The organism is Cognatiyoonia sp. IB215446, assembly GCF_033963825.1.
Taxonomy (GTDB): domain Bacteria; phylum Pseudomonadota; class Alphaproteobacteria; order Rhodobacterales; family Rhodobacteraceae; genus Yoonia.
In genome coordinates this window covers 656,702-682,833 of the sequence record NZ_JAXBMD010000001.1, presented here as the reverse complement: position 1 = coordinate 682,833, position 26,132 = coordinate 656,702, and the positions used below count along the sequence as shown (strand labels likewise).

Annotated in this window: 30 protein-coding genes; 11 read left to right on the top strand and 19 right to left on the bottom strand. The window is 57.2% G+C overall.

The features are described 5' to 3' along the window. Positions 1-137 precede the first annotated feature (137 nt). Positions 138-389, top strand: a complete 252-nt coding sequence (locus SLH49_RS03405) for a hypothetical protein (protein WP_320267762.1) — start codon at positions 138-140, stop codon at positions 387-389. On the opposite strand, the gene SLH49_RS03400 is transcribed toward SLH49_RS03405, so the two are convergent. Continuing rightward, positions 374-745: an XRE family transcriptional regulator gene (locus SLH49_RS03400; RefSeq protein ID WP_320267761.1), complete on the bottom strand. Its 372-nt coding sequence runs from the start codon at positions 743-745 to the stop codon at positions 374-376. The genes SLH49_RS03405 and SLH49_RS03400 overlap by 16 nt on opposite strands. Positions 746-890: 145 nt before the next feature. Between SLH49_RS03400 and SLH49_RS03395 the strand changes: the two genes are divergently transcribed. The 3 genes from SLH49_RS03395 to SLH49_RS03385 are packed head-to-tail and all read left to right on the top strand — an operon-like array spanning position 891 to position 4,185. After that, entirely contained in the window at positions 891-2,390 is a 1,500-nt protein-coding gene (locus tag SLH49_RS03395; protein WP_320268507.1) for a recombinase family protein, read from the top strand. After that, positions 2,390-3,289 (top strand): plasmid partitioning protein RepB C-terminal domain-containing protein, encoded by a 900-nt coding sequence (locus SLH49_RS03390; protein ID WP_320267760.1) that lies wholly within the window; start codon positions 2,390-2,392, stop codon positions 3,287-3,289. The genes SLH49_RS03395 and SLH49_RS03390 overlap by 1 nt, the downstream gene beginning before the upstream one ends. After that, positions 3,286-4,185, top strand: coding sequence for a plasmid partitioning protein RepB C-terminal domain-containing protein (locus SLH49_RS03385; RefSeq protein ID WP_320267759.1), 900 nt, complete (start codon positions 3,286-3,288; stop codon positions 4,183-4,185). The genes SLH49_RS03390 and SLH49_RS03385 overlap by 4 nt, the downstream gene beginning before the upstream one ends. A 378-nt stretch (positions 4,186-4,563) precedes the next feature. Here SLH49_RS03385 and ccrA read toward each other — a convergent pair whose 3' ends face one another. After that, the gene (ccrA, locus tag SLH49_RS03380) at positions 4,564-5,856 is read right to left on the bottom strand and encodes a crotonyl-CoA carboxylase/reductase (protein WP_320267758.1); all 1,293 of its coding nucleotides are present in this window, start codon (positions 5,854-5,856) and stop codon (positions 4,564-4,566) included. A gap of 120 nt (positions 5,857-5,976) precedes the next feature. Next, positions 5,977-7,374 (bottom strand): 1-acyl-sn-glycerol-3-phosphate acyltransferase, encoded by a 1,398-nt coding sequence (locus SLH49_RS03375; RefSeq protein ID WP_320267757.1) that lies wholly within the window; start codon positions 7,372-7,374, stop codon positions 5,977-5,979. Between the two features lie 177 nt (positions 7,375-7,551). On the opposite strand from SLH49_RS03375, the gene SLH49_RS03370 reads away from it, so the two are divergent. The 3 genes from SLH49_RS03370 (at position 7,552) to deoD (ending at position 10,768) form a co-directional block, all read left to right on the top strand. Further along, positions 7,552-9,519: a protein meaA gene (locus tag SLH49_RS03370; RefSeq protein WP_320267756.1), complete on the top strand. Its 1,968-nt coding sequence runs from the start codon at positions 7,552-7,554 to the stop codon at positions 9,517-9,519. Positions 9,520-9,619: 100 nt separating this feature from the next. Beyond that, positions 9,620-9,958 (top strand): H-NS histone family protein, encoded by a 339-nt coding sequence (locus SLH49_RS03365; RefSeq protein WP_320267755.1) that lies wholly within the window; start codon positions 9,620-9,622, stop codon positions 9,956-9,958. A 105-nt stretch (positions 9,959-10,063) separates the two neighbouring features. Then, complete coding sequence (deoD, locus tag SLH49_RS03360) at positions 10,064-10,768, top strand: purine-nucleoside phosphorylase (RefSeq protein WP_320267754.1); 705 nt, start codon at positions 10,064-10,066, stop codon at positions 10,766-10,768. On the opposite strand, the gene SLH49_RS03355 is transcribed toward deoD, so the two are convergent. The 13 genes from SLH49_RS03355 to SLH49_RS03295 form a co-directional block, all read right to left on the bottom strand. Then, entirely contained in the window at positions 10,765-11,616 is an 852-nt protein-coding gene (locus tag SLH49_RS03355) for an urea carboxylase-associated family protein (RefSeq protein WP_320267753.1), read from the bottom strand. The two genes, deoD and SLH49_RS03355, sit on opposite strands and share 4 nt — an antisense overlap. A gap of 85 nt (positions 11,617-11,701) precedes the next feature. Continuing rightward, positions 11,702-12,481 (bottom strand): succinate dehydrogenase iron-sulfur subunit, encoded by a 780-nt coding sequence (locus tag SLH49_RS03350; protein WP_320267752.1) that lies wholly within the window; start codon positions 12,479-12,481, stop codon positions 11,702-11,704. A gap of 25 nt (positions 12,482-12,506) precedes the next feature. Next, entirely contained in the window at positions 12,507-12,797 is a 291-nt protein-coding gene (locus SLH49_RS03345; RefSeq protein WP_320238329.1) for a hypothetical protein, read from the bottom strand. Continuing rightward, positions 12,797-13,126 carry a succinate dehydrogenase gene (locus tag SLH49_RS03340; RefSeq protein ID WP_320267751.1) on the bottom strand — a complete coding sequence of 110 codons (330 nt, stop codon included), beginning with the start codon at positions 13,124-13,126 and terminating at the stop codon, positions 12,797-12,799. The genes SLH49_RS03345 and SLH49_RS03340 overlap by 1 nt, the downstream gene beginning before the upstream one ends. Next, complete coding sequence (gene sdhA / locus SLH49_RS03335) at positions 13,126-14,931, bottom strand: succinate dehydrogenase flavoprotein subunit (RefSeq protein WP_320267750.1); 1,806 nt, start codon at positions 14,929-14,931, stop codon at positions 13,126-13,128. Before sdhA ends, SLH49_RS03340 begins: the two co-directional genes overlap by 1 nt. 21 nt (positions 14,932-14,952) lie before the next feature. Then, positions 14,953-15,324 (bottom strand): succinate dehydrogenase, hydrophobic membrane anchor protein, encoded by a 372-nt coding sequence (sdhD, locus tag SLH49_RS03330; RefSeq protein ID WP_320267749.1) that lies wholly within the window; start codon positions 15,322-15,324, stop codon positions 14,953-14,955. A gap of 12 nt (positions 15,325-15,336) precedes the next feature. Next, positions 15,337-15,720, bottom strand: a complete 384-nt coding sequence (gene sdhC, locus SLH49_RS03325; RefSeq protein ID WP_320267748.1) for a succinate dehydrogenase, cytochrome b556 subunit — start codon at positions 15,718-15,720, stop codon at positions 15,337-15,339. 216 nt (positions 15,721-15,936) lie between these two features. Continuing rightward, the gene (locus SLH49_RS03320; RefSeq protein ID WP_320267747.1) at positions 15,937-16,602 is read right to left on the bottom strand and encodes a DUF1194 domain-containing protein; all 666 of its coding nucleotides are present in this window, start codon (positions 16,600-16,602) and stop codon (positions 15,937-15,939) included. A gap of 64 nt (positions 16,603-16,666) precedes the next feature. Next, a complete protein-coding gene (locus SLH49_RS03315; protein WP_320267746.1) occupies positions 16,667-17,767 on the bottom strand; it encodes a M48 family metallopeptidase in 1,101 nt (366 codons plus the stop codon). Beyond that, positions 17,764-18,789 (bottom strand): MaoC family dehydratase, encoded by a 1,026-nt coding sequence (locus tag SLH49_RS03310; RefSeq protein ID WP_320267745.1) that lies wholly within the window; start codon positions 18,787-18,789, stop codon positions 17,764-17,766. The genes SLH49_RS03315 and SLH49_RS03310 overlap by 4 nt, the downstream gene beginning before the upstream one ends. Beyond that, the gene (locus SLH49_RS03305) at positions 18,786-18,992 is read right to left on the bottom strand and encodes a DUF1737 domain-containing protein (protein WP_320267744.1); all 207 of its coding nucleotides are present in this window, start codon (positions 18,990-18,992) and stop codon (positions 18,786-18,788) included. The genes SLH49_RS03310 and SLH49_RS03305 overlap by 4 nt, the downstream gene beginning before the upstream one ends. A 1-nt stretch (position 18,993) precedes the next feature. Then, positions 18,994-19,548 carry an NnrU family protein gene (locus tag SLH49_RS03300; protein ID WP_320267743.1) on the bottom strand — a complete coding sequence of 185 codons (555 nt, stop codon included), beginning with the start codon at positions 19,546-19,548 and terminating at the stop codon, positions 18,994-18,996. After that, on the bottom strand, positions 19,545-20,387 hold the full coding sequence (locus SLH49_RS03295; RefSeq protein ID WP_320267742.1) for a CoA ester lyase: 843 nt from the start codon (positions 20,385-20,387) through the stop codon (positions 19,545-19,547). Before SLH49_RS03295 ends, SLH49_RS03300 begins: the two co-directional genes overlap by 4 nt. Positions 20,388-20,587: 200 nt before the next feature. Between SLH49_RS03295 and SLH49_RS03290 the strand changes: the two genes are divergently transcribed. Continuing rightward, positions 20,588-20,902, top strand: a complete 315-nt coding sequence (locus SLH49_RS03290) for a hypothetical protein (RefSeq protein WP_320238340.1) — start codon at positions 20,588-20,590, stop codon at positions 20,900-20,902. A 32-nt stretch (positions 20,903-20,934) separates the two neighbouring features. Here the strand turns inward: SLH49_RS03290 and SLH49_RS03285 are convergent, their stop codons facing one another. Continuing rightward, positions 20,935-21,690 carry a sulfite exporter TauE/SafE family protein gene (locus SLH49_RS03285; protein ID WP_320267741.1) on the bottom strand — a complete coding sequence of 252 codons (756 nt, stop codon included), beginning with the start codon at positions 21,688-21,690 and terminating at the stop codon, positions 20,935-20,937. Between the two features lie 159 nt (positions 21,691-21,849). Here SLH49_RS03285 and mdh point away from each other — a divergent pair, with 159 nt between their 5' ends. Beyond that, positions 21,850-22,812, top strand: a complete 963-nt coding sequence (gene mdh / locus SLH49_RS03280) for a malate dehydrogenase (protein WP_320267740.1) — start codon at positions 21,850-21,852, stop codon at positions 22,810-22,812. Between the two features lie 46 nt (positions 22,813-22,858). Here mdh and SLH49_RS03275 read toward each other — a convergent pair whose 3' ends face one another. Together SLH49_RS03275 and SLH49_RS03270 are read right to left on the bottom strand one after the other, a co-directional pair. Continuing rightward, positions 22,859-23,218, bottom strand: a complete 360-nt coding sequence (locus SLH49_RS03275) for a hypothetical protein (protein WP_320267739.1) — start codon at positions 23,216-23,218, stop codon at positions 22,859-22,861. A gap of 54 nt (positions 23,219-23,272) precedes the next feature. Continuing rightward, positions 23,273-24,283, bottom strand: a complete 1,011-nt coding sequence (locus SLH49_RS03270; RefSeq protein ID WP_320267738.1) for a glycosyltransferase family 2 protein — start codon at positions 24,281-24,283, stop codon at positions 23,273-23,275. Between the two features lie 201 nt (positions 24,284-24,484). Between SLH49_RS03270 and sucC the strand changes: the two genes are divergently transcribed. Both sucC and SLH49_RS03260 read left to right on the top strand, forming a co-directional pair. Further along, entirely contained in the window at positions 24,485-25,678 is a 1,194-nt protein-coding gene (gene sucC, locus SLH49_RS03265; RefSeq protein WP_320267737.1) for an ADP-forming succinate--CoA ligase subunit beta, read from the top strand. Further along, complete coding sequence (locus SLH49_RS03260; protein WP_320267736.1) at positions 25,675-26,127, top strand: hypothetical protein; 453 nt, start codon at positions 25,675-25,677, stop codon at positions 26,125-26,127. The genes sucC and SLH49_RS03260 overlap by 4 nt, the downstream gene beginning before the upstream one ends. The last annotated feature ends 5 nt before the right edge of the window (positions 26,128-26,132 follow it).

Sequence of the window (26,132 nt, the reverse complement as noted above, 5' to 3'; positions counted from 1 at the left end):
GAACATCAATTATCCAATCATGTCCCATTTACCAGTCTCTCTAATAATCGTTAATGATTTCTTAACAACCTATAGTAGCACCATGCATCTTAGCATTTTACTCACAGGTTCCGACCCCCCAAAAATAGTGGGTAGACATGCTGCTTATCGACGCACCCATCCTGCCGGGCAAACAAGAAGGGGCGCAGCAACCATGTGCCACGTCCCGCCAAGCTGTTGAAAAATTATCTGTGAGTTTTCACGAAACCTTTCCCCTTTCAGGATACTATCTGCTTGATTTTGACCAGGTCTGCAGTCTAGCTATGAAAAACGTTTTTTCTTGTTCGATAGAGCTTTTCCTCCACTGGAAACGCCGTGAGCTCATAAGAATTGGCTATTTGTCATCTTGAGACCCACACAGAAGATCAAGCTTTTCAAGGACTTCAGCTAGTTCATCTCGTGCGGCCCGAATACGTTCCGTCGTCATGGCTTCCTGCCTCCCGGCAAGCCCCAAGACCACGTTCAGTATGGTGTCCGAATGCCTCATCAGTTCGATCATATGTTCGGCTGTTGGTCCGTAGGAGCCAGATATCCAGTTCTTCACCGTTCGCTCGCTTGCTCCGGTCCATCGCATGGCTGCTTTCGCGGCCCTGCCTGCACCGCCAAGTTCTTGCGTCAGCGCTGCGCTGATTGCCTGTCGATATTCTGACGCAGAAACACGCCCGTCGCATTCTCGATGAAACGAGTTGCCCTTTTTATGCAACATGTTTCCGCCCCTCTCTCGTTAAGATTGAGAGAGGAATCGCAAAGATCCCGCGCAGGTTTGCGAATTTAGATGATGGAGAGCCGCAGCATTGAGTTGGCTAGATGATGATTGTGAGAAGGATAGTCGCCGCAAGGCAGCGCAATACGTGCGCATGTCGACCGAGCATCAGCGCTACTCCACTGAAAATCAGGCGGATGCGATCCGGCGATACGCCGATGAGCGTAGGTATCAGATCATAAAGACCTATTCAGATGCGGGAAAGAGTGGTCTGCGCATTCAAGGCCGCGCTGGCCTTACGCAGTTGATTGACGATATTGAAAACGGCCACGCCGACTTCAAGACCGTTTTGGTCTACGACGTCAGCCGCTGGGGTCGTTTTCAAGATGCGGATGAAAGCGCCTACTACGAGTATGCTTGCAAGCGCGCGGGCATTTCAGTCGAATACTGCGCCGAACAGTTCGAAAACGATGGCAGCCCGGTTTCCACCATTGTCAAAGGCGTCAAACGAGCAATGGCAGGTGAATATAGCCGCGAGCTCTCTCAGAAGGTCTTTGCGGGTCAATGCCGCTTGATTGAACTGGGCTACCGTCAAGGTGGTGCGCCGGGATTTGGCTTGAGGCGCATGCTGATTGATGAAGCGGGCAACGCGAAAGGCATCCTGTCCCGCGGTGAACATAAGAGCATTCAAACCGATCGCGTGACGCTCGTCCCGGGACCTTACGAAGAGATCGCTGTTGTAAACCAGATTTTCCAGAGTTTTGTGCACGACGGTCGATCCGAGGCCGAAATCGCCGCGAACCTCAATGCGCGCGGAATTAAGACAGATCTGGATCGGAGCTGGACGCCAACCGTCGTGCGGCAAATCCTGACCAACGAAAAGTATATCGGCAACAACATCTGGAACCGAAACTCATTCAAGCTGAAGAAGCGTCATGTCCGCAATGATCCGAGCAATTGGATCCGCGCGGTTAATGCCTTTGAAGCCATCGTCAGTACAGACCTTTTCGAGGCTGCGCGCGCCATTATAGGCGCACGCTCTCAACGGATGTCGGACGAGGAAATGCTTGAAGGTCTGAAAGAAACGCTGGAACAACACGGATTTCTCTCTGGTTTTGTGATCAATGAAGCCGCTGGCTTGCCGTCAAGTGGCGCGTTTCAAAGCCGGTTTGGAAGCCTACTGCGGGCCTATAGTCTTGTCGGTTTCAAACCGGACCGGGATTATCGCTATATTGAAATCAACAAACGCCTGCGGGACATCCATGCCGATATCATATGTGACGCCATTTCTGGCGTTGAAGCCGTCGGTGGACTGGCTGATCGCGATCCACAAACCGACATCCTCACGATCAATGACGAGTTCACAGTGTCCATCGTCATTGCCCGTTGCATGCAGACCGGCGCTGGTGCGTTTCGATGGAACATTCGCCTCGATACCGGGCGCTTGCCCAATATGACGATCGTCGTGCGGATGGGAAAGATGAATGAACTGCCACTGGACTACTATTTGCTGCCAACCTTCGACATGACCCAATCCAAGCTACGTCTGTCGAAGAACAATGGCCTGTCACTTGACGCATTCCGTTTCGATGATTTGTCACATTTCTTCGCAATGGCGGCGCGCGCACCGCTTCTGGAAGTGGCTTGATGAGCGACACCGATGTCAAACAGACGGTACTTGTTCCGATCGATGCGATCACCGTCGTTAATCCGAGGGTTCGCAACCAAAAGGTTTTCGAAGAGATCAAGGCCAATATCGCTGAACTTGGGCTCAAGCGGCCGATCACAGTTGCGGTGCGCGAAACTGAAGGTGGGGACGAACCAAAATATGAGTTGGTGTGTGGCCAGGGGCGCATGGAGGCGTTCAAAGCGCTCGGCAAATCCGAGATTCCAGCGATCGTGATCAGCGCAAGCAGCGAAGACTGTTTGGTGATGAGCCTCGTCGAAAACCTGGCGCGCCGTCAGCACCATTCGCTCGATTTGCTGAGGGATATTCGACGGCTCAAGGAAAGCGGCTATCCGGAACGAGAGATCGCGGCCAAAACACAGCTTTCCGCCAAATATGTGCAAGGCGTCATCAAGTTGTTGGAGGGTCAAGAACACCGTCTGTTGCGCGCGGTCGAAAGTGGAAAGATCCCGGTGAGCGTTGCTGTCGATATCGCTGATGCGGACGACGTCGGTGTTCAGACGATTCTGAGGCAAGCTTATGAGAAAAAGCTCCTAAGAGGTGGAAGACTTCTGCGTGCAAAGCGCCTAGTCGAAGCGCGCCAAAAGCACGGTAAGGGGCAAGCAACATCCGATGGCCGTTCACGGAAAAGCATGTCTGTTGAGAGTCTACTGAAGACCTATGAGAACGATGTCGAAAAGAAGAAGATGCTCTTGCGGAAGGCGCATGCAACACGAAGCGAAATGCTCTTTCTGCTGCAATCGCTCAAGGCCCTGATGGCCGACGAGAACTTCGTCACGCTGCTGCGTGCTGAAGGATTGGCCAGCCTGCCAAAGACGATTGCCGATCGGCTCTCGCACCCCGAAAGTGCACCGACATGACCACAACCTCAGCCGAAAAAGAGGTCGTCGCTGCCTTTGAGCGAGAGCTACTGACGGTTCGCTTTAATCAGATCGCCCCACTTTACATTGTCACCCCGCAAAAGAAGGCGAGCACCAAGTACAAACAGATCGCCGCATCCGTTCACGAAATCGGCCTTGTTGAACCCATCGTGGTGGTGCCGGACCGACATGAAGCAGGACAATACACATTGCTGGATGGCCACTTGCGGCTGGAGGTCCTGAAAGATCATGGCCATACCGAGACGCAATGCTTGATTTCGACTGATGATGAAGCTTTCACGTACAACAAGCGGATCAATCGTCTTGCGACCATTCAGGAACACAAAATGATCCTGCGTGCGCTGTCGTTGGGCGTCCCCGAGGAGCGCCTAGCCAGTGCGCTGAACGTCAATATCAAGACCATCAAAGAGAAGCGTCGCTTGCTCGACGGTATCTGCGACGAAGCAGCCGAGCTTCTGAAAGACAAACAGGTTGCGCTGACCAGCTTTCAGATCCTCAAGAAGATGAAACCCATGCGCCAGATCGAGGCGGCACAGCTGATGGTCGCCATGAACAAATTCACCATCAACTACGCCCGGTCTCTTTTGGCAGCGACACCAGAAAACCTGCTGATGTCCGCGGCCACACCGAAGAAGATCAAAGGGCTTTCGCGTGAGCAACTCGAGTTGATGGAACGCGAGTCCACCAACCTGGAACGAGAAGTCCGCCTTGTCGAAGACAGCTACGGCGCGGACCATCTCGATCTGGTACTGGCACGCGGATACATCTCTAAACTGATGAGCTGTGAGAGGGTCAGGCGATATCTGTCCCTGCATCACGAAGAGTTCTTGCCAGCATTCGAAAAGATCACTGAAACGGAGGCCTCTGCGTCCTGACGGCCTTATTTGGCCATGACGATTTTGCGGACCCGGACCCATGAAGCGCGGGGACCGCAGGAGACGCCGCACTGTGGGGCGGATCAAGTGCGGCGATGGGAATGGCGGCGGACCCGTCGGGGCCATCACGTCGGGCCAGATACCCCGATCAAAATGGAAATGGCCCCGATATCCTGCGGGTCTCCTCAAGCGCTCGGCTTGTGCAACGCGCGCCCACCAAGTCGCGTCAAAAGTTTGGAGTGATCCTGCCAAGAACGACTAAAAACCTACCTCGAATGGTCAAGCATCACTATTCGTTAGTGTGTGGGTGCAAGCCCACAGCGATCGCCCCAAACGGAAGAAACCGGTCGTAAAGGGGCGATCAGGTGTCATTTCTCGCTATCTATTTTGTGAAGCCTCAAGAGTATCTTCGAAGGTCCGTAGGCCTGTAATGGGCGCCTGCACAAGAACCGCCATGTTACCCGGCTTATGTTCATTTTTGCGCATTTTGGTATGCGCGGCGGGAATATCCTGCCAACCGAACACCTCTGACATGCAAGGATCAAGGCGGCGTTCGATCATAAGTTGATTGGCAGCGCTAGCCTGCTTAAGATGCGCAAAATGGCTGCCCTGCAGGCGCTTCTGGTGCATCCACATGTAACGGACATCAAAGGTGCAGTTAAACCCTGTGGTGCCTGCGCAAATGACAACCATGCCGCCTTTCTTGCAGACCAGTGATGAGACGGGGAATGTCGCTTCACCTGGGTGTTCGAACACCATGTCGACATTCACGCCCTTACCGGTGATGTCCCAGATGGCCTTGCCGAACTTTCGCGCCTCTTTCAGCCAAGTGTTGTATTCGGGCGTATTGACGGTCGGCAACTGGCCCCAGCAATTGAAGTCCTTTCGGTTGATGACGCCTTTCGCTCCCAGCGACTCAACAAATTCACGCTTGCTTTCGTCGCTGATCACACCAATCGCGTTCGCACCGGCGGTGTTGATCAACTGGATCGCGTAAGAGCCCAAGCCGCCGGATGCGCCCCAGACCAGTACGTTCTGCCCCGGCTTCAAATCATGGGGTTCATGCCCAAAGAGCATCCGATAGGCCGTCGCCAATGTCAGCGTGTAGCAAGCACTTTCTTCCCAGGTCAGGTGCTGAGGGCGCGGCATCAGCTGCTGCGATTGCACGCAAGTAAACTGCGCAAACGAGCCGTCAGGCGTCTCGTAACCCCAAATCCGCTGGCTGTCCGAGAACATCGGATCGCCACCATTACAGTGTTCATCATCGCCATCGTCCTGGTTGCAATGGATGACAACCTCATCCCCCACTTTCCAACGCTTGACCTTGTCACCCACGGCCCAGACAATGCCGGATGCGTCGGAACCCGCGATGTGGAAATCGGCACCATGGACGTCGAATGGGCTAATCGGCACACCAAGCCCGGCCCAGACGCCATTGTAGTTGACCCCTGCCGCCATGACGAGCACCAGGACCTCATTACTGTCGGGCTTGGGGCAATCGACAACCTCGATCTCAAATGCCTTGTCGGGTTCGCCATGACGCTCGCGCCGGATGGTCCAAGCGTGCATCTGCGCGGGCACATGGCCCAGCGGAGGCATCTCACCAACCTCATAAAGGTCCTTTTGCCGCGCGTTGTAGGTGGCGCCATGGGCAGTTTGATCGAGGGCCATCGTCGTCTCCATTATGCGTTATCCATGTCCTGCTGCACCGCAGAATCGGGTGCGCTGTGGCTTCGTTATATGGTGCATTGGTAACATTGCAACCAATTTTGATACATATTTGTAATTTAATTACTCAGCAGCCGCAGCATTTTCCACCAAACCCTTTGCAGGGGCAGAAAAATGATGCGCAATGGAATTGGCATAGAACGGCAGAACGTCCCGGCCCTTGACGGTCACGGTGAACTGATCACCGGACTGCGCAATGAGTTTGCGCGCTTTCATCCGCTGCAGCGCGTCGCGGACGATCTCGTTGGCCTTGCGGCGCGGCTTAGGCCGATTTCGGTCAGTCAAATCGGCGATAGAAGCCGTGACCGCCTGCTCTAATGCAGCGGCAGTGGCCTTGTCGGACGCCAAAAGATGCCCCGCGACAAGTGGCACACCCAGAACAGGCGTCACTTCCGAAATACGATGCATTAATTCCGTCGCTACTGCTTCGGTGAGGTCATCCTTCGCATCGGGTTTAAATGCGGACAGTTTCAAAGGCTCACCAAAGCTGACGGAGGCCGTGCCAAATCCACGAAAACGTCCCGTCAGGCGTTGTAGAAAATGGCGACTGACCCGCCGAAGCACGTTGAGAAGCGGCGGTTGAAAGCGGCGCTGCCCGGATTTGTCTGCCGCTATCAGGATCGTGTCCTCCAGAACGCGGTCGTAGTTCAGGGCCACTGGGATAAAGATGACCTCACGGGCTTCCGGGTCGAAATCCTCGATCACATAGCTCAAAAGACCCATACGCGGGGGCGCGAGTTTACCATCAAGGCTAAGTCCACCTTCAGGGAAGACCGCTTGGCTCACCCCGCCGCGCGTTGCCATCTGCACGTAACGCGCCAGTACTTTTCGATAGAGAGCACCGCGCGACTTGCGGCGAATGAAGTAGGCGCCCATAGCCCGTATCAACGGCGACAACGGCCAAACCCGCGCCCATTCGCCAACCGCATAGGAAAGCGCACCCGCATTCGCAGCAAGATAGGTCACAAGAACGTAGTCCATGTTACTGCGGTGGTTCATGACAAAGATGACAGCAGCTTGCGGATCAATATCGGCGAGAGCTTTGCGATCAAAGCTATCCAGTCTGATCCGGTAAAGCGACTTCGACAGCCAGCGCGCCAACCGAATACCAACGCTGAAGTATGCCGTGGCGGAGAATGAGGGAACGATCTCGCGGGCATATTGCTGTGCCTTCTCAAAGGCCACGTTTTCGGGCACCTGCTCTTTGCGAGCATATTCCACGACTGCCTGTGTCACCTCTGGATCATAGCTGAGGCGTTGGATCATGTCGTAGCGACGGGCGAGCTTGAAGGGTTCAATTGGGCGCTGCAGCCTTTCATTCAATCGCGCGATGGCCCGTTCGGCCCGTTTACGAAAGAACCAGCGCACAGATGGGAACAGAAAATGCGATGCAAAGGTCACAGCCGCAAAAAGCAAGACAAGAACAAATGCCCAAAGCGGCATGGTAATAGGCTGTGTCATGGCGAAAGCGTATCAAAACACCGATGATTGCCAATGGAAATCGCGGACAGGCCCTGATGGACCCGGCCTGATAACGTTTCTTATGCCGCAACGCAGCGAATTGACAGCGCCACTTCATTACCTATAACGGAAGCGTAACGTAATAAAATTGCGCAGACAGATTCGAGGAGTGCTCGCATGTCCCAGACACAGAAAGACCGCCCCTGGCTGTTTCGGACCTATGCCGGGCATTCAACCGCCGCTGCCTCAAACGCGCTTTACCGGGGCAATCTGGCCAAGGGACAAACGGGGCTTTCCGTGGCCTTCGATCTGCCGACCCAGACGGGTTACGACAGCGATCATGTCTTGGCCAAGGGTGAGGTGGGCAAGGTTGGCGTGCCCGTAAGCCATCTCGGCGACATGCATGCCCTTTTTGATCAGATCCCGCTTGATCAGATGAATACCTCGATGACCATCAACGCGACGGCCCCCTGGCTATTGTCGCTTTACATTGCCGTGGCCGAGGAACAGGGTGCTGATATTAGCGCGCTGCAGGGCACGGTGCAGAATGACATTATCAAGGAATACCTGTCGCGCGGCACCTATATCTGCCCGCCGGAGCCGTCTTTGCGCATGATTACGGATGTGGCGGCCTATACCCGCGCGCATTTGCCAAAATGGAATCCAATGAATGTGTGCTCCTATCATTTGCAAGAGGCCGGCGCGACACCAGAAGAGGAATTGGCATTTGCACTTGCAACCGCAACGGCAGTCCTTGATGATTTAAAAGGCAAAGTCTCGGCCGAGCAATTCCCGGCAATGGTAGGCCGTATTTCGTTTTTCGTGAATGCGGGCATTCGGTTTGTCACCGAGCTTTGCAAGATGCGCGCCTTTGTCGAATTGTGGGACGAGATTTGTGAGACCCGCTATGGCGTTGAAGACCCGAAATATCGCCGTTTCCGCTATGGTGTGCAGGTCAATTCGCTGGGACTGACCGAACAGCAGCCGGAAAACAACGTCTACCGTATTCTGTTGGAAACGCTCGCGGTGACGCTGTCGAAAAAAGCACGTGCCCGCGCAGTCCAATTGCCTGCCTGGAATGAGGCGCTCGGCCTGCCGCGCCCTTGGGATCAGCAATGGTCGCTACGCATGCAGCAAATCCTCGCCTATGAAACGGACCTGCTGGAATTCGACGACCTCTTTGAAGGCAATCCCGCGATTGAACGCAAAGTTGAGGCACTGAAAGAAGGTGCACGCGCCGAATTGGCCCAGATTGACGGGATGGGCGGTGCGGTGGGCGCAATCTCCTATATGAAATCGCGCCTCGTTGAAAGTAATGCAGCCCGCATTGTGGGAATTGAGAAGGGCGAAACAACAGTTGTGGGCGTCAACAAATGGCAAGCTGGTGAACCTTCACCGCTGACCGCAGGCGACGATGCAATTATGGTCGCAGACCCAGAGGCCGAGGCTGATCAATTGCGTCGTTTGCAAGCGTGGAAATCCGGGCGCGATCAGGGTGAGGTGCAAGAGGCACTGGCCGCTTTGCGCGCCGCAGCAATTGACGGCAGCAATATTATGCCACCTTCCATCGCGTGCGCGCGCGCCGGCGTGACCACAGGCGAATGGGCTGACGTGATCCGCAGCGTTTTCGGGCAATACCGTGCCCCAACCGGCGTCAGCACTAATCCGTCAAACCGTACCGAAGGGCTTGAGGATTTGCGCGAGCAGGTTGATCTGGTCAGCGCGGCCCTTGGCCGCCGCCTGAAATTCCTGGTCGGCAAACCTGGCCTTGATGGCCACTCCAATGGTGCCGAACAAATTGCCGCTCGCGCGCGCGATTGCGGGATGGATATCGATTACGAGGGCATTCGCCTCACCCCGGATGAGATTGTTCAGGCTGCGGTCGAAAATAAGGCGCATGTCATTGGCCTGTCCATTTTATCGGGGTCACATATTCCGTTGGTCCGTGATGTGATGGACAAAATGCGTGCTGCAGGCGTCAGTCATATTCCTGTCATTGCGGGCGGGATTATCCCCGATGACGATGCCAAGAAATTACGTGCTATGGGGGTTGCAAAAGTGTACACTCCGAAGGATTTCGAATTGAATGTCATTATGGGAGATATCGTTACGCTCGTTGATCCACGACAAGTCGCGGCGGAATAAGCGCCAATACTTGCACTTTAGTCTAGAGTACCCATGTTTTTGGGATGCATATCCCAAGAACTGGTGATATGCGCCCAGATACTATCAACTGGAGCGCAATATGAAACCTGACCTAAAATCAATGACAAGAAAAGAGCTGGAAAGGCTCAAGATCAACGTCGAAAAAGCGCTAGAGAAACTCGCCGAGAAGGACAAGAAAGCAGCTCTTGCCGCAGCACAAAAAGCTGCAGCGGCCCACGGTTTTTCGCTTGCTGACATTACCGGTGGTGTTCCCGCACCGACAAAAAGAAAGGCAAAGACCGGTCCCAAAAAAGCGTCTGTTCCAAAATATCGCAACCCCGAGAATAGCGATCAGACCTGGACCGGCAAAGGACGCCAACCAGAATGGTTCAAAGCAGCGATCGCGGCGGGCACCTCGCCGGACGCAATGGAAATCTGAAGTAAACAGTACCCTCCCCCTTTTTTGGTTATCGGATGAATTGACGCTAGAAAGCGTTGGGCGGCGTTCGCGTGCCGCATGCTTTGTCACGTCAGGAGGCCAGAAATGACGATCCATATTGGTGCCAAAAAGGGGGAGATTGCCCCAACGGTTTTGATGCCCGGCGATCCCTATCGCGCGAAATGGGCGGCTGAGACGTTTTTGCAGGATGCCCGTTGTATCAACGAGGTTCGGGGCATGTTGGGTTTTACCGGCACGTGGAACGGGCATCCCGTGACGATCCAGGGGTCGGGCATGGGGATGCCGTCGCTCTCAATCTACGCCAATGAGTTGATCCGGGATTATGATGTGAAGACGCTGATCCGCGTCGGGTCCTGTGGTGGCATGCAGGAACACGTGAAAATCCGCGACGTGATCCTGGCAATGACGGCGAGCACGCTTTCAACGCCGTCGCGTGGGATTTTCAAAGAGCTGAACTTTGCGCCTTGTGCGGATTTTGGTTTGCTCAGCGCGGCGTACCAGGCTGCAGCGGATAAGGGCGTGCCGACCCATGTGGGCGGGATCTATTCGTCGGATGTTTTTTACGATGAGCGGCCCGATCTGAATGAACAGATGGTCCGCCACGGTATCCTCGGGGTCGAGATGGAGGCGGCGGAGCTTTACAACCTTGCCGCGCGGCATGGGCGCCGGGCGCTTGCCGTTCTGACGGTCAGCGACCACCTTCTGACGCATGAGGCCTTGCCTGCCGAAGACCGGGAGCGGTCCTTTGGAGATATGATCGAGATTGCGCTGAGTGCCGCCTTTGCCTAGCGGCCATGGCTGCGATCATAGGCGTTGACTTGTGGCGGCTCCCATCCGGCAAGTGCTTCGGTTGTGGGTTGGAACACCTGCATTTCCAAAGGAAAGCAGCGGGCCTCGTCGCTGGAATGCACAGACCCGCAATCACCACCGGGGCAGGCGCTTAACACTGCTAGCAAGTCAATCTCGGCGAACAGTTCGATGTAGTCGCCCGCACGCACGGGGCTGGCCTTCATAAAGTACTGGCCCGTGTCCCGCGTGAAGCCTGTGCACATGAAGACGTTGAGGACGTCGTGAATGTGGGGCTCAGCTTCGGCAAGCGACATGTTCTGATCATCCGCCAAGGCCCGCGTCAGGTTCGAATGGCAGCAATAGTGGTAGTCCTCGTCGGACAAGAGGCGCCCTGTATAAGGATCGCATCTTGTGCCAATCACATCATGGACCCGGCCGCCAAATTCATCCGCGCCGTACCAGGCGAGGCTGTCATGGGTTATCGTCGCCATGGGCCGCAGGCTGGGAAAGGACGACCAAAGCCGATCTCCGGTTGTAACGTGACTGCCATGGAGCGCGCGTGTTTTGCCGGAATAGAAGCGTTCGGACAGGTCGTTGGCGTTGAACAGGTTCAGATCGCCCACTTGGGGGCCTTCGGTGCAGGCGATGCGCAGAAAGGCCCCGGCGGGCACGCGCATTGCGCCGGCATCGCGCGGCGGAACGGTAACGTGATCTGTTGGCGTCGCCGTGGCACGTGCACGCTGATAAAGCGGCAGGTCAGGCGTAGGGAGCGTATCGGTCGGGTAGCAGATGACCGGCTGCACCGCGCGACGCGCCGCGGCATCTGGCGGGGAGGTGTCGTTTGTCATGCCGCTATGTCACGCCGAAAAACGATGGGACGCAACACATGCTTGTGCACCCCAAGTTTCTACGGCCCGTTCGGGTGTCGTGCCCTTAGACGACGCGTTCGACCATCATGCCCTTGATATGCGCAATCGCCTTGGCGGGGTTCAGACCCTTGGGGCAAGTCTTGGCGCAATTCATGATCGTGTGGCAGCGATAGAGCTTGAACGGGTCTTCGAGCTGGTCCAGACGCTCACCCGTCGCCTCATCCCGGCTGTCGATAATCCAGCGATAGGCATGCAAGAGCGCTGCTGGCCCCAGATACCGATCACCGTTCCACCAATAAGACGGGCAGGAGGTCGAACAGGACGCGCACATCACGCATTCATAGAGACCGTCGAGCTTTTTGCGGTCTTCAATCGACTGCTTCCACTCTTTCGCCGGGCGGTTTGTCTTGGTCTCAAGCCATGGCATGATGCTGGCATGCTGCGCATAGAAATGGGTCAGGTCCGGGATCAGGTCCTTGATCACCGGCATATGCGGGAGCGGGTAGATTTTGATATCCCCCTTGATCTCATCCATCCCGTAAATACAGGCGAGCGTGTTGATCCCGTCGATATTCATCGCGCAGGACCCGCAAATCCCCTCACGGCAGGAGCGGCGGAAGGTCAGGGTCGGGTCAATCTCGTTCTTGATCTTGATGAGCGCGTCCAGAACCATCGGCCCGCAGCTGTCCATGTCGACGAAATAGGTATCCAGCGACGGGTTCTTGCCGTCATCGGGATTCCAGCGATAAATCTGGACTTTGCGCAGATTGGTGGCGTCTTCGGGTTTTGGCCAGGTTTTACCGACCGTCATCCGCGAATTCTTTGGAAGTGTCAGTTGTACCATCTTGCTATTCCTTCCATCACAGCTCTTACAGCGCCCGCAGACGCGCGGGTCGAATTGGCGGCTCGCCGGTTAGATTGAAAACACATTCCTCATAGACCTCCAACGGGTCACGTCCGCGCAGCAGGTCGGTCGTGACACCGATATCAACGCTCGCAAATGGGCCATCATTCGAGCTTGCGCCCACTTTGACACCGACATTCGGTGCTTGCGCATCGCGTGCGCGTTCTTCACAGCGGTTCGCGGCCTCTTCGCGTGTGGGTGGCTCGCTCTCACAAGCCGCTAGCAGGAGCACGCAGATCGCTAAAATTCCGCGCATCAGAGTGTCAGACCAGGAATTGCAAGCGAGTTATTCACCGCGCAGCGCACCGTTTCAGGCCGCGCGGCAATGTCTGCCACGAGTTCAGTCGTCGCTTGAGTCGTCCCGACGATCGCTGCTTCTGCGATCTGGAGAATTTCCGATCCGGTCGCATTATCGATGATGCAATCTGTGTAAGGCTCCGCATTCACGCCGGGAAAGCGTGTTTGTACCACCGAATTCACCACACCTTTGGCCGCATCGCGGGCCAATGTGTCGCCCGCCGGACCCAGATCCTGCATACACCCCGCTAGGGCCAGCGTGACGCCAGTTATTGCCAGAATGCGCATCAGAATGTCCGTTCCTTTGGTGCGATCTTGGCCTCACTGATCCCGCCATCTTTTTCAGACGTTAATGCGGCGGTGATCACAGGCCGGTAGCTGAGTTTGACCTTTGCGCCGTCGATATGAGTGATCGTGTGAACACGCCACTTTTCATCATCACGGCTGTCATAATCCTCATGCGCGTGGGCACCGCGGCTTTCCTTGCGTGCCTCGGCGCCCACGATCGTAGCTAGCGCATTGGGCATCAGGTTGGTCAGTTCCAGCGTCTCCATCAGGTCGCTGTTCCAGACCAGACTGCGGTCGGTGACTTTCAGGTCATCCATCTTCTCGGCAATCGCTGTCATCTTCTTAACGCCGTCGCCGAGCGTCTTGTCAGTGCGGAAGACGGCGGCGTCTTCTTGCATTGCGCGCTGCATTTCAAGCCGCAACTCTGCCGTGCCCGTCGTGCCGTCAGCATGACGCAGCGCATCGAACCGGTCGAAACATTGATCAATTGACGCCTGGTTCAGCGTCGGGTTCGGCGCGTCCTTGTCGACAACCTGACCCGCCTGAATGGCGGCGGCACGCCCGAAGACCACGAGGTCAATCAAGCTATTTGAACCAAGCCGGTTTGCACCGTGGACCGAGGCACAGCCGGCCTCGCCAACGGCCATCAAGCCGGGCACGATTGCATTCGGGTCTTTCTTGGTGGGACTCAACACTTCGCCCATGTAATTCGTCGGGATGCCGCCCATGTTGTAATGCACAGTGGGCAGCACAGGGATCGGCTCTTTAGTCACATCCACACCGGCAAAGATGCGGGCGGACTCAGAGATACCCGGCAAACGCTCGGCCAGCGCCTCTTTCGGCAGGTGGTTGAGGTTAAGGTGGATGTGGTCGCCGTCCGCGCCTACTCCACGCCCTTCGCGGATTTCCATCGTCATGCAGCGGCTGACATAATCACGCGGCGCGAGGTCTTTGTAGTTGGGCGCATAACGCTCCATGAAGCGCTCGCCATCCTTGTTGGTGAGATAACCGCCTTCGCCACGCGCGCCTTCGGTGATCAGGCAGCCGGCGCCGTAGATGCCAGTGGGATGGAACTGCACGAATTCCATGTCCTGCAAAGGCAGGCCCTGACGCGCGACCATCCCGCCACCGTCACCGGTGCAGGTATGGGCAGAGGTTGCGCTAAAATAGGCGCGGCCGTAGCCGCCCGTGGCCAACACGACCGTCTTCGCATTGAAGACATGCATGGTGCCGTCATCCAGCTTCCATGCAATCACGCCCTGACAGATGCCGTCATCGGACATGATCAGATCAAGCGCGAAGTACTCGATGTAGAACTCGGCCTGCTGTTTCAGCGACTGGCCATAGAGCGTGTGCAGGATCGCATGGCCGGTCCGGTCGGCAGCCGCACATGTGCGCTGCACCGGGGGGCCTTCTCCAAATTCAGTCGTGTGGCCGCCAAAAGGACGCTGATAAATCTTTCCCTCTTCAGTCCGGCTGAACGGCACGCCGTAATGTTCAAGCTCATAGACAGCCTTGGGTGCCTCGCGGGCCAGATACTCCATCGCGTCGGTATCACCGAGCCAATCCGACCCCTTGACCGTGTCATACATGTGCCACTGCCAGTGGTCGGGACCCATGTTGGAGAGTGACGCGGCAATGCCGCCTTGTGCGGCCACGGTGTGCGACCGCGTCGGGAACACTTTGGTGATGCAGGCCGTCCGCAGGCCCTGCTCCGCCAGGCCCAGAGTTGCACGCAGACCAGCGCCACCTGCCCCTACAACAATCGCGTCATAGGTATGCGTTTCGTATTCATAAGCTGCCATATTGAGGTTGCTCCGGACGTATTAAAGCGCGATGCGCACGATTGCGAAAATGGCAAATGCGGCTGCGGCGTAGGACACACAAATCATCGCGATGATCAGAACTTTGCGGGCAAGGCCATGCACGTAGTCTTCGATAAGGGTCTGCACGCCCAGCCGGAAATGGAACCAGCCGACCAGCATCGTCAGAATGGCAACCACAGCGGGGAACGGGCGCTGATAATAAGCGATCACCTCGTCATAGGATGAGCCCAGGATCCAGCCGAATGTGAAGACAAAAAGCGGGATCAGCACCAGAAGTGCGACCGAGGTCACCATCATCTGCCAATGATGCTCCGTCCCGGTTTTTGCCGAGCCGAGGCCCATGGCGCGCTTGCGATCTGTCAGAAATGCCATTCTCTTGCCCCCTTAGACCGCGATGACCGTGAAGATCGTCAGAAGGACGGACAGGACAATCATCATCTGCCCGGCCATTTCCGATCTTTCGACATCCAGCATCCGGCCACTGTCCCAGACAAGGTGACGCAATCCGCCCAGTGTATGATACCAGAGCCCAAGAACCGACAGAAACAGAACCAAATCCCCAAACCAGCTGGTTAGGAACCCGTTTGCCGTCGCAAATGCTTCTGGTCCCGAAGCAGCGGCGACGAACCACCAAACAATCATCAGCCCCGCAACGATCATTGCGTTACCGGTGATCCGGACGAGAATTGAGGTCATTGACGTCCATTGCGGGCGATAAACCGTCAGGTGCGGCGAGAGGGGGCGATTGCCCCTGTTCACATCAGCCATATCTGTTCCCTTCGCTGGCTTGCGCTGCCTCGGCGGGCAGTTGCTTGCGCATTTTGTGCACCATTCCATATCGAGAGTCACGTGGCCGAATGGGTCTGAAACGCGAAAAATGGTCGCGATTGTAAGGATTTTCACTTATGTGATCACAGCTGAAAAATCTGTGATCACATATGACCGCATACAAGTTGATTGGGTGATGGAACTTTGCACCTTCGTCTACCTCGTCCCGCTTTGTGCGACGGCTTGTGTTAACTCGCGATAAAGTTTGCGCCGAATTTGCACCGGATAATCGTCAAAATGATTGGCGGTAATCGCAAATGAACCCGGTCCAGTGATCACCTCTCGCTCGAAGTAACCAGTGAGGCCCGGCACGCTTTCCTCGATCACCAAGGCATTCACGGTCACGCCGGCCCTTTCCAGATCAGCCCAGGTGGCAGAGGGCACGCGCCCCTCATTGCTTTCGCCGTCTCCGGAGATATCGACGATATAGCGCAGACATTCAGGGACTTGAGCAAAGTAGCTGAGCGACAGCGCCATCGCCTCGCCAATGGCGGTTGAATAGTCCCGCCACAATCGGGGCTCTGCAATGATCCGATCGGCAAAGGCGCCCACATCAGCATGATACGTCATCTCTGTCCAGTTGATGACAACCGTCTGCCGACCCGACCCGGTCCATTGCATCAGCGCGACTTTGGCCCGACCTGCCACCAGCGCGTCCGCAATCGGCGGATCAATCAATGCTGCAGCAAGCCCATCCATCTGCACACGATATTCACGTGCATCGACCGAGCCCGAGACATCCACCGCCAGCATCAAAGCAACATCGCAGGCAGATACTGAACCGCCCCACCCGATCAAACCTGCCAACAGTGCCCCACGCATAGCCGCCACCCTACGCGGTATGGAACGGAGGACAAACAACAACAATGTGAGCCGAACGCGCTTTCTATTGCGCGTCAAATCGCAGTGCGAGCTTCTCACCTATTCTGTGCAGCGCTTTGTCGAGCGCAGGGTCTTCCTCATTAAAAAGCGAAGGCGAAAGTGTCACCTCATCAGGCGCGACGGTATCAACGAAAGCACGCCGATAGGCGTTGGGTGGATGTGTGACGTCGACCGAGAGTTTTTCTTGATCGTTTTGCGCGAGAAGCGTCGCGCGCCGCTGCGCGTCCATGTCCGTCAGGCATACAACCAACCGCCGCAGAACCGCGCGGCCCGACACGTCAGCCATCCCGTGTATCTTGTTCCACTCCGTCTCAAGAATGCTTGCAAGTGACGATGTATTCAAAAGGCTGGCAATCGCATCCGACCCCGCGACCTTCGCCGCAAGCGCGTCCGCAAGGTACTCGGCGCGCTGGCTTTGCAAAAACATCATCCGCAACAGCGCCTGCTCCAACGCGGCGATCAGCAATCGGAACGGCAGCAATGCGATATCTGCAAAGACATTGCCATACCAATCCGGGGCAACCAGATCCTCCCACCGAGCCAGCGTATCCAATGCGTAGCTCATCACCTGTCCGCGCGCCGGGTCATTGTTAACCAGATGCGCGATTTCATGGGCGACAAGCGCGCGCTTTTCATTGGCCGATGCTGCCTCCCACAGCAGGCCGCCAATCCCGAGAACGGTCTTGCCACCTGTGTTCGTAACGAAGGCGTTGAATTCCTCGGTCACCGCGACATGGCTGATCCGAGGTGCAGACAATGCATCGGATACCTTGTCCAGTTGAGCGAACAGGATGGGTGCCTCATCCCGCGTCAACGCATCTTTCGGTACGCAGTAACGCGCGGGGAGCAGGACATAGCCCGCCACGATCAAAACCGCGCCGAAAAACACCCCGCCCCAGGACGGCAGGGTGGAGAGTATCAACGCCACACCACCGAGTGCCACGGCAAAGGGCGTGGCGAGGATCAGGACTGACAGGATCTGCGCACCGATCAGGCCGTGGCGTTTTGCATCGAGCGTACCGCCCGCATAATCCCGCAGCGCGTCCAGAAAGACCTGCTCCCCCTGCGCGCGCTTGCGCTCTTCCCACCAGTTCGCCGCGATCATGTGGGCATCAATGCCCAATAGTCGAGATCGAGCAGTACGTCAGGCAGGTATTTGCCATCGTCGCCGCGCAGCGCCCCGGCATCGCCCTTGGTTGCCACAAGGCGCAGGCGGATCGCGCCGACGCCTGGCGCGTTGGTCTCGACAATGTCGAGGACCTCTGACCATGCACGCACCGTGTCGCCCGCAAAGCAGGGGTTGGCATGGGCACCCGCATTGAGCGCCACAATCATCTGCGCATTGGCAAGCCCGTTGAATGACAAAGCCCGCGCGAGCGAGATGACATGGCCGCCATAGATCAACCGTTTGCCATCGGGCCTATGCGTGGCATCGAAATGCACCTTCGCCGTGTTCTGCCAGAGACGCGTGGCCAGCATATGCTCGGCCTCTTCCACGGTCACGCCGTCCACATGGTCGATGATCTCGCCCACTTGATAGTCGCCCAAGCGGTGCGGCTCTCCTGCCAGCGTGAAGTCGTAGTTCGCAAAAGACAGCCCGTCCGGAATCACCAGATCGCCCGGTGCCACAGCACCCGCGAGCGTAGGGATCACGGCCTCTGGCGCTTCGCCTTCGCCACGTTTGCGCACCATCACCCAGCGCACATAGGTCATGACGTCTTCACCATGCTGATTGCGCCCTGCGGTGCGCACCCAAACGACCCCGGATTTCCCGTTGGAGTTTTGCTTGATCCCGATCACCTCGGACCCAGACGTGAGCGTATCGCCCGCATAGACGGGCCGCAGCCACCGCCCCTCCGCATAGCCGAGATTGGCCACGGCGTTGAGCGAGATATCAGGTACACTCTTGCCGAACACAGTATGAAACGTGATCAGGTCATCGACCGGCGAAGCGGGCAGACCGCAGGCACGCGCAAATTCATCTGAAGAATAAAGTGCCCCGCGTGCAGGGTAGAGCGCATGATACATCGCTCGTTCACCGCCGGAAATCGTACGCGGCACGGCATGGGTGATCACATCACCAACGGCGTAATCCTCAAAGAAGCGACCCGGATTTGTCTTGCTCATTGGTCGCCCAGCTTCATGTCCGACGAATAGGGTTGCTCCACCTCTTTGGTGACCGCCTGCCCGCAGCGCATCACGCCATTCGCGTGGTCGTAGGCGTAAGTCGGATCGCCATAAAGCTCCCACCCTTTGGATAGGGCGTCTGACACTTTGTGGCAGAAGGCAGCGGTGTCATCCTCGGTCAGCAGACGGTAGAGTTTGGTCATCTTATCCCCATGGTGTGACGCCCAGCGCATAATGAATGCCCATCACAACGGCGTAAATGACAAGCGTGATGACAATCGCCACCACCTCTTTCTTGAAAGGTGCGCGCGGGGGGCGTTCCCACGGGCCGTCTTGTATGTTGATCAGAAGAACCTCGACAATGGCCCAAGACAAAAGCCCGCCGAACAGCACGAATGACGGCAGATCGCCATTGACCAAGAGATGCGCGACGGCCCAGATCGAAAAGCCGGTCAGTTGCGGATGCCGCACCTTGGTGCCAAGCCAGATTTTGGCGCCTTTTGCGCCGCTGGCTGCGTAGAAATAGAAGGCAAGCAGCATCAAGAGGTTGTTGATGCCCACCCACATCGGGTCACGACCCCAATAAACCGGCCCATCCGCCGCGCGATAGCCCAGCACCATCAGCACAACGCTGATCACTATCAGGACCGCAAAAATCCCCTTGCCCGGTTCGCCCAGCTTGGCGCGTGCCGCCGGGGCCAGTCGTTTGAACAAATGCGCCGCCCACCAAAGGGCGACACCGGCGATGAGTGTGGTCATGTTGTCTCCAGCGCAGCGATGGCTTCAGCTTTCGCCAAAGTCGCCCGCGCGGTCACGATATGCAAGTTCTCAACGATGCGTCCGTCGACGACGGCCACCCCCTGCCCTTCGGCCTCTGCCGCCTCAAACGCCGCGATCTGACGGCGGGCGAGGTCGATTTCCTCCGCAGTGGGCCCGAAAATCTCATTGGTGATGGCGACCTGCGCTGGGTGGATCAGCGTCTTGCCGTCAAAACCCATATCGCGCCCTTCTATGCATTCGGCGCGCAGGCCGTCCTCATCCTTGAAGGCGTTGTAGACCCCGTCGAGCGCCACGATACCCGCCGCGCGCGCTGCAAGGACGCAGATCTGTAGGGAGGTGGTGAGGGCGGCGCGCGTCCGCGAATTCAGATCCTTTGCGAGATCGTTGGTGCCGAGGACAAAACCCGCAATCCGGGGATGATTTGCGATTTGGGCTGTGTTCAGGATGCCTTGGGGGGTCTCCATCATCGCCCAGATCGGCATGTCGGGAACGAAAGCGGCGAGCGCGTCGACGTCTTCGGTGCCGTTCACCTTGGGCAAGAGGATCGCATCACAATCCATCGCCGCCACGGCTGCTGCGTCCGCGCGGCCCCATTCCGTATCCAACCCATTGATCCGCACGATCCGCAGCCTTTGCCCGTAACCGCCATCCGAAAGTGCTGCATGCAGCGTATCGCGCGCGGCGATCTTGGCGTCGGGCGCCACCGCGTCTTCAAGATCAAACAGGATCACATCCACAGGCAAGCCGCGCGCCTTATCAAGCGCCCGATCTTTTGAGCCGGGGATGTAAAGTGCGGAGCGATAGGGGCGATTTTGCATCGAATCCTCCTTGAAATATTATTGCGCGGAGATGGCCAGAATTTCCCAGATCATTCAAGCCAGAAACGCCGCGGCGCAGCATTTCCCCTCCGTCACGGTGTATTAACCAATTTACGTCAGGTTGGACGGACAATTTCTCTACTTGCCCGACTGCGACGGAAGATCAGCCGCGGTCCCCCAATCGCAATAAGGTGTAGAATATGAAACGTAATCTTTTTCTGATGTCCTTTGGCTTTGGTGCCATGATGCTGGCGGCTGGTCAGGTCAACGCGCAAACCCGCAATTGTGCCGCCCATGCGCAGGTGGTCGAACGGCTGGCCGAACGGTACGGCGAAAGCCGGCAATCCATCGGCTTGGGTAGCGACAATTCCATGGTTGAAATGTTCGCCTCGTCCGAAACCGGCACATGGACCATCACAATCACCCGCCCCGGCGGCCCCACATGTCTTGTGGCTGCGGGCCAGGCCTATCAGCATGTCAACGAACCGCTGCCCGTCGACGATAACGGCGCATGATGGACATGGGGTTGCCAGTTTTGGCGGCCCTTCTATGAGATGGCGACTGAAATCAGGCGTAGACCTGTGATGATGAGCAGCACGTAAGTCAGTCCGAAGAACACCCGCTCACTGACGATATGATGGGCCTTGAGGCCCAGCCATGTTCCCAAAAGGGCAAAGGGTGCCAGAACGAGGCTGCCCATCAGGCTCTCCCAACTGAAGATGCCCAGAAAGGCGTAGGGGACCGCCTTCATCCAGTTCACGGCCCAGAAGACGACGACTGTTGTCGCCTGATAGGCCGTTTTTCTCAGGCCCTGCGACAGCAGGAATACCGCCGCAGGCGGGCCGCCTGCATGGCTAACAAAGCTGGTGAAGCCGCTGACAAGGCCCGCGAACCACGCGACGGGTCGCGAGAACGGCATCACCCGCACCTGCAGCCAGCCCAGCGCCCGGCTGAGTTGAAAAGCGACAAAAGCAAGGCAAATCACCCCGATCAGTAGTCGAAAGACGTCAGCCTCCACTGCCGTGTAGAGCCATGCCGCGATGATGCAGCCCGGCACGGCGCCGATCATCAGCCCCTTTGCGGATGGCCAATGCCACTTGCCCCAATAGGGGCGCAACGTCGCCGCATCCACCAGCATGAAAAGCGGCAGAACGATCCCAAGTGCGAGGCCCGGAGGCACGATAAGTGCCAGAATCGCCCCTGCCGCAAATGCAGCACCTGAGCCGAATCCGGCCTTGGATATCCCGCCAAAGATAATGGCAGGGATGCCCACCGCAAAAAATTCCCACCCAAATTCAACCACCTAGCGCACCTGCCTTATCCCGCCTTCCGCTTTCGGTAGCGCGTCGGGCCCGGTTTGGCCATGCCGCGTCCCCTTTGCGCCGCGTCGCAGCACCCTTGCACGGGCCCGCGCAAACCCTTACCCAAAGCGCCAAATCCAAACCACCAAAGGATCCATTTCATGGCCAGACCCAAGATTGCCCTTATCGGCGCCGGACAGATCGGCGGCACGCTTGCGCATCTCGCTGCCGTCAAAGAGCTTGGCGACGTTGTGCTTTTCGACATCGCCGAAGGCATTCCGCAAGGCAAGGCGCTTGATATCGCCGAATCCGGCCCTGCCGCGAAATTCGATGGCAGCTTCAAAGGCACCAACGATTACGCCGATATCGCTGGCGCCGATGTCTGCATCGTGACCGCCGGTGTGCCACGCAAGCCGGGGATGAGCCGGGACGATCTTTTGGGCATCAACCTGAAAGTCATGAAATCGGTCGGCGAAGGCATCGCCGCTCATGCGCCAAACGCGTTCGTGATCTGCATCACCAACCCGCTTGATGCGATGGTCTGGGCGTTGCGCGAGTTCTCCGGTCTGCCCACTGAAAAGGTCTGTGGCATGGCAGGGGTGCTGGACAGCGCCCGTTTCCGCCATTTCCTCGCTGAAGAATTCGACGTCTCCATGCGGGATGTGACCGCCTTTGTACTGGGCGGCCATGGCGACACGATGGTTCCACTGACGCGTTACTCCACCGTCGCAGGCATCCCGCTGCCTGATCTGGTGGAGATGGGCTGGACCAGCCAGGAAAAGCTCGACGCTATCGTGCAGCGCACGCGTGATGGCGGTGCCGAGATTGTGGGCCTTCTGAAAACCGGCTCTGCTTTCTACGCCCCGGCCACTTCCGCCATCGAAATGGCCGAAGCATACCTCAAAGACCAAAAGCGCCTGCTGCCTTGTGCGGCGCATGTGGATGGCGCTTACGGCCTGAACGGATTCTACGTGGGCGTGCCAACCATCATCGGCGCGGGCGGGATTGAGCGCACCGTCGAGATCAAGATGAACAAGGACGAACAGGCGATGTTCGACAAATCCGTCGACGCGGTCAAAGGCCTGGTCGAGGCCTGTAAGGGCATCGACAGCAGCCTGGGTTAAACGCCCCGAAAGCGCGCGAGGGGCACCCCACGGGTGCCCCCCTTTTTTAGCAGCTGATCACGATGGTCCAGACCTGATTGGCGCTGTCATAGCGATCCTGACTGGTCAAACGGCTGAGGTTGCGGGTGCATCCACGCGATTGGATATAGGCGGCTGCGGCAGAGCTGGCACGCCGCTGGTCTTGCCCGAAAGTCAGCGATCTTTGGCTTGGACTGACGGTGATGTAAAACCGCTCGTCGCCCGACACGACATAGGTCCGCATGTCGTAGCGGTCGCCCGTGGGTGAAAGAAAGCTGTTCACCCGGTTTTCGCTAATCTCCGCGGCGTCTTCGGGCAGAATCCCACCGCTGCTTGCACAGGCCATCAGGCCCAAAGCTCCAACCATTGCCAATATCAGTTTGCGCACGCTCGTCATCCTCTTTGGGTCTTTTGGGCAGGTTAGCGGGCTGGCGGCATCGCATCAATCACTGGCATTCAGCCCAAACTGGCGAAAAAGAGTTGGCCTGCGCAGATGCAGCCACGCATCGAACTGCTTTGGCGAGAGGTCAAAGTCGAGATCAGGCCAAAGCGCCTGCATCGCCCCCTCTGGTGCAAAATCAGGATCGAGGAGCAGCGCGCGGTCCGCCAGATGCTGCTGCGCCATCGCATCCGGGCGTTTGAGCCGGTCATGTATGGCCATAACTTCCTGCGCCGCGGCCAGGACCGCGTTGATCTGCCGTTGGCGATGCCGAGTCGCTGGCATGCCACCGTGATTGGCCACCGCATCAGCCTTGCGCAGGATTTTGAAAGCCCAATGCGCGGGTGTCAGCCCGTCGAAATGCAAAAGCGTCAGACCATTTGCCTGTTCTGACCGAAAGTCCGCGCCCTTTTGCTTTGGCCGGTGGATTGACGGGGTTGCCTTCGCGCCGCGCCGCAGAAAGCTCTTGCCAATCGCATGGCCGGTCAGCCCCCGCTGTGTCATCGCATAGCCACGACCGAACAGGGCCCGCCCCATGTCCGGATTGCCCGCAAATGGCCGCCGGAACGAACCTGCGAAAATGGACGCGTCAGCGCTGTCAGTCACATAGAACCTCTCGGCCACCGGGGTGATCAGGCATTGAGCTCCCGCTCCCGCCCTATCCAGACTTGCTGCAACCGATGCCTCCGGCCACAAGAACTCATCGCCATCGCAATGCAGCAGCCAGTCTTCCTGGGTCGCGGCAAATGCGTCACGCGCATTCAGGACCTGCCGCAATTGATGCTTGTCGGGCCGTCGCTTGCCCATTGTCTTCCAATAGGTAGCATCGCAACGCGTCACCCGCACCTGCGGAATGGCGGCCACCAGATCGGCCGCGGGGTCATCCGGCCTGTCAAAATAGAGATGCATCTCTGCCGCGCCCAGCGACAAATGCCATGCCACAAAGGCCGCAACGAGTGTCGGTGGTTCATCCAGGGTCGCAACGACCGCCCAACTGCAAGTCTGTGCCTTCATTGCACATGCATAGCACCCTGCCGAATCTAAGAAAACGGACGAAAGCTGATTCAAATTAACCAGTCATACATTTGTGATCACACAAAAAAAATCTGTGATCACAAATGTACGATTATTCGCCCGATCAGGATTTTTCCCTTAGAAGCGCGGGTTTTTCTATGATCTAACCCAGGGGAAATGTAGCCGAATTGGGATTGCCTTATGAACATTCACGAATACCAGGCGAAAGCCTTGCTGCGCAGCTATGGCGCGCCTGTGTCCGACGGTCGTCCGGTTTTGAAAGCCGAAGATGCGAAAACCGCCGCGGGTGAACTGGATGGCCCGCTTTGGGTTGTGAAGGCGCAGATCCACGCAGGCGGACGCGGCAAGGGTAAGTTCAAAGAGACTGATGCAGGCGATGCAGGCGGCGTGCGCCTCGCGAAATCGGCCACCGAGGCCGCCGAAGAGGCCAAAAGGATGCTTGGCCGCACACTGGTCACCCATCAGACCGGCCCCGCAGGTAAGCAAGTCAACCGAATCTATATCGAGGATGGCTCAGGCATCGAGACCGAGATGTACCTCGCCCTGCTCGTTGACCGCCAGACCAGCCGCATCGGCTTTGTCTGCTCGACCGAGGGCGGGATGGATATTGAGGAAGTCGCTGCCGAAACCCCGGATAAGATCCTGAACTTCACCGTCGACCCCGCCACCGGCTACCAGCCCTATCACGGACGGCGCGTGGCCTTTGCGCTGGGTTTGACGGGCAATCAGGTCAAGCAATGCGTGAAACTGATGGGCCAGCTTTATACCGCCTTCGTTGAGAAGGACATGGAGATGCTGGAGATCAACCCGCTGATCGTGACCGATGGCGGTGATCTGAAGGTGCTGGACGCCAAGGTCGCCTTCGACGGCAACGCCGTCTACCGCCACGCCGATGTGGCCGCCCTGCGCGACGAGACCGAAGAAGACCCAAAGGAACTCGCCGCCTCGAAATTCGACCTCAACTACATCGCGCTTGACGGCGAGATCGGCTGCATGGTCAACGGCGCAGGCCTCGCCATGGCGACGATGGACATCATCAAGCTTTACGGGGCCGAGCCTGCCAACTTCCTCGACGTGGGCGGCGGGGCGACCAAGGAAAAGGTGACCGAGGCGTTCAAGATCATCACCTCTGACCCCAACGTCAAAGGCATCCTCGTGAACATCTTCGGCGGCATCATGCGCTGCGACGTCATCGCCGAAGGCGTTGTGGCTGCGGTGAAAGAGGTCGGCCTGCAAGTCCCCCTCGTCGTGCGTCTTGAAGGGACGAATGTGCAGCAGGGCAAAGACATCATCAACAATTCCGGCCTCGACGTGATTGCGGCGGATGATTTGAAGGATGGGGCGCAGAAGATTGTGAAAGCAGTGAAGGGATGACACTACGTTTCCCGACATTAGCGGCAATGCTGCTTCTCAGTTGGACAACGCCCGCGCAATCTGAGAACCACGTTTCCGCTCAAGACGTGGCAGACCTAGCAAACGAACGAGCCATCGACGCTTTTCATTCATTGTGCATGCGTAATCTAGACGATCCAGACGCAGCACGAACCGATGCAGAAAAGGCCGGTTTTGAGTTTCTCGGTCAAGGAACCGCCGTCACCGATAACTTGACGATTCAAATCAATACACATCCCGCCAGGTCCTTTGAGTGCATTGTCGTAAGAGAGCGCTTGGCAACAAATTATGGCGGACGAGATGACTTCTTCCGTTCGCTAAGTCTGCAGCATCGTCGAGGCGTGGCGCAAATGATAATCAGTGGTGAGCCTTACGTGTTCATGCACACTTCTTCCGGTGGATTTGCATCTTTCACCGTCTTCAAAGAATAAAGGGA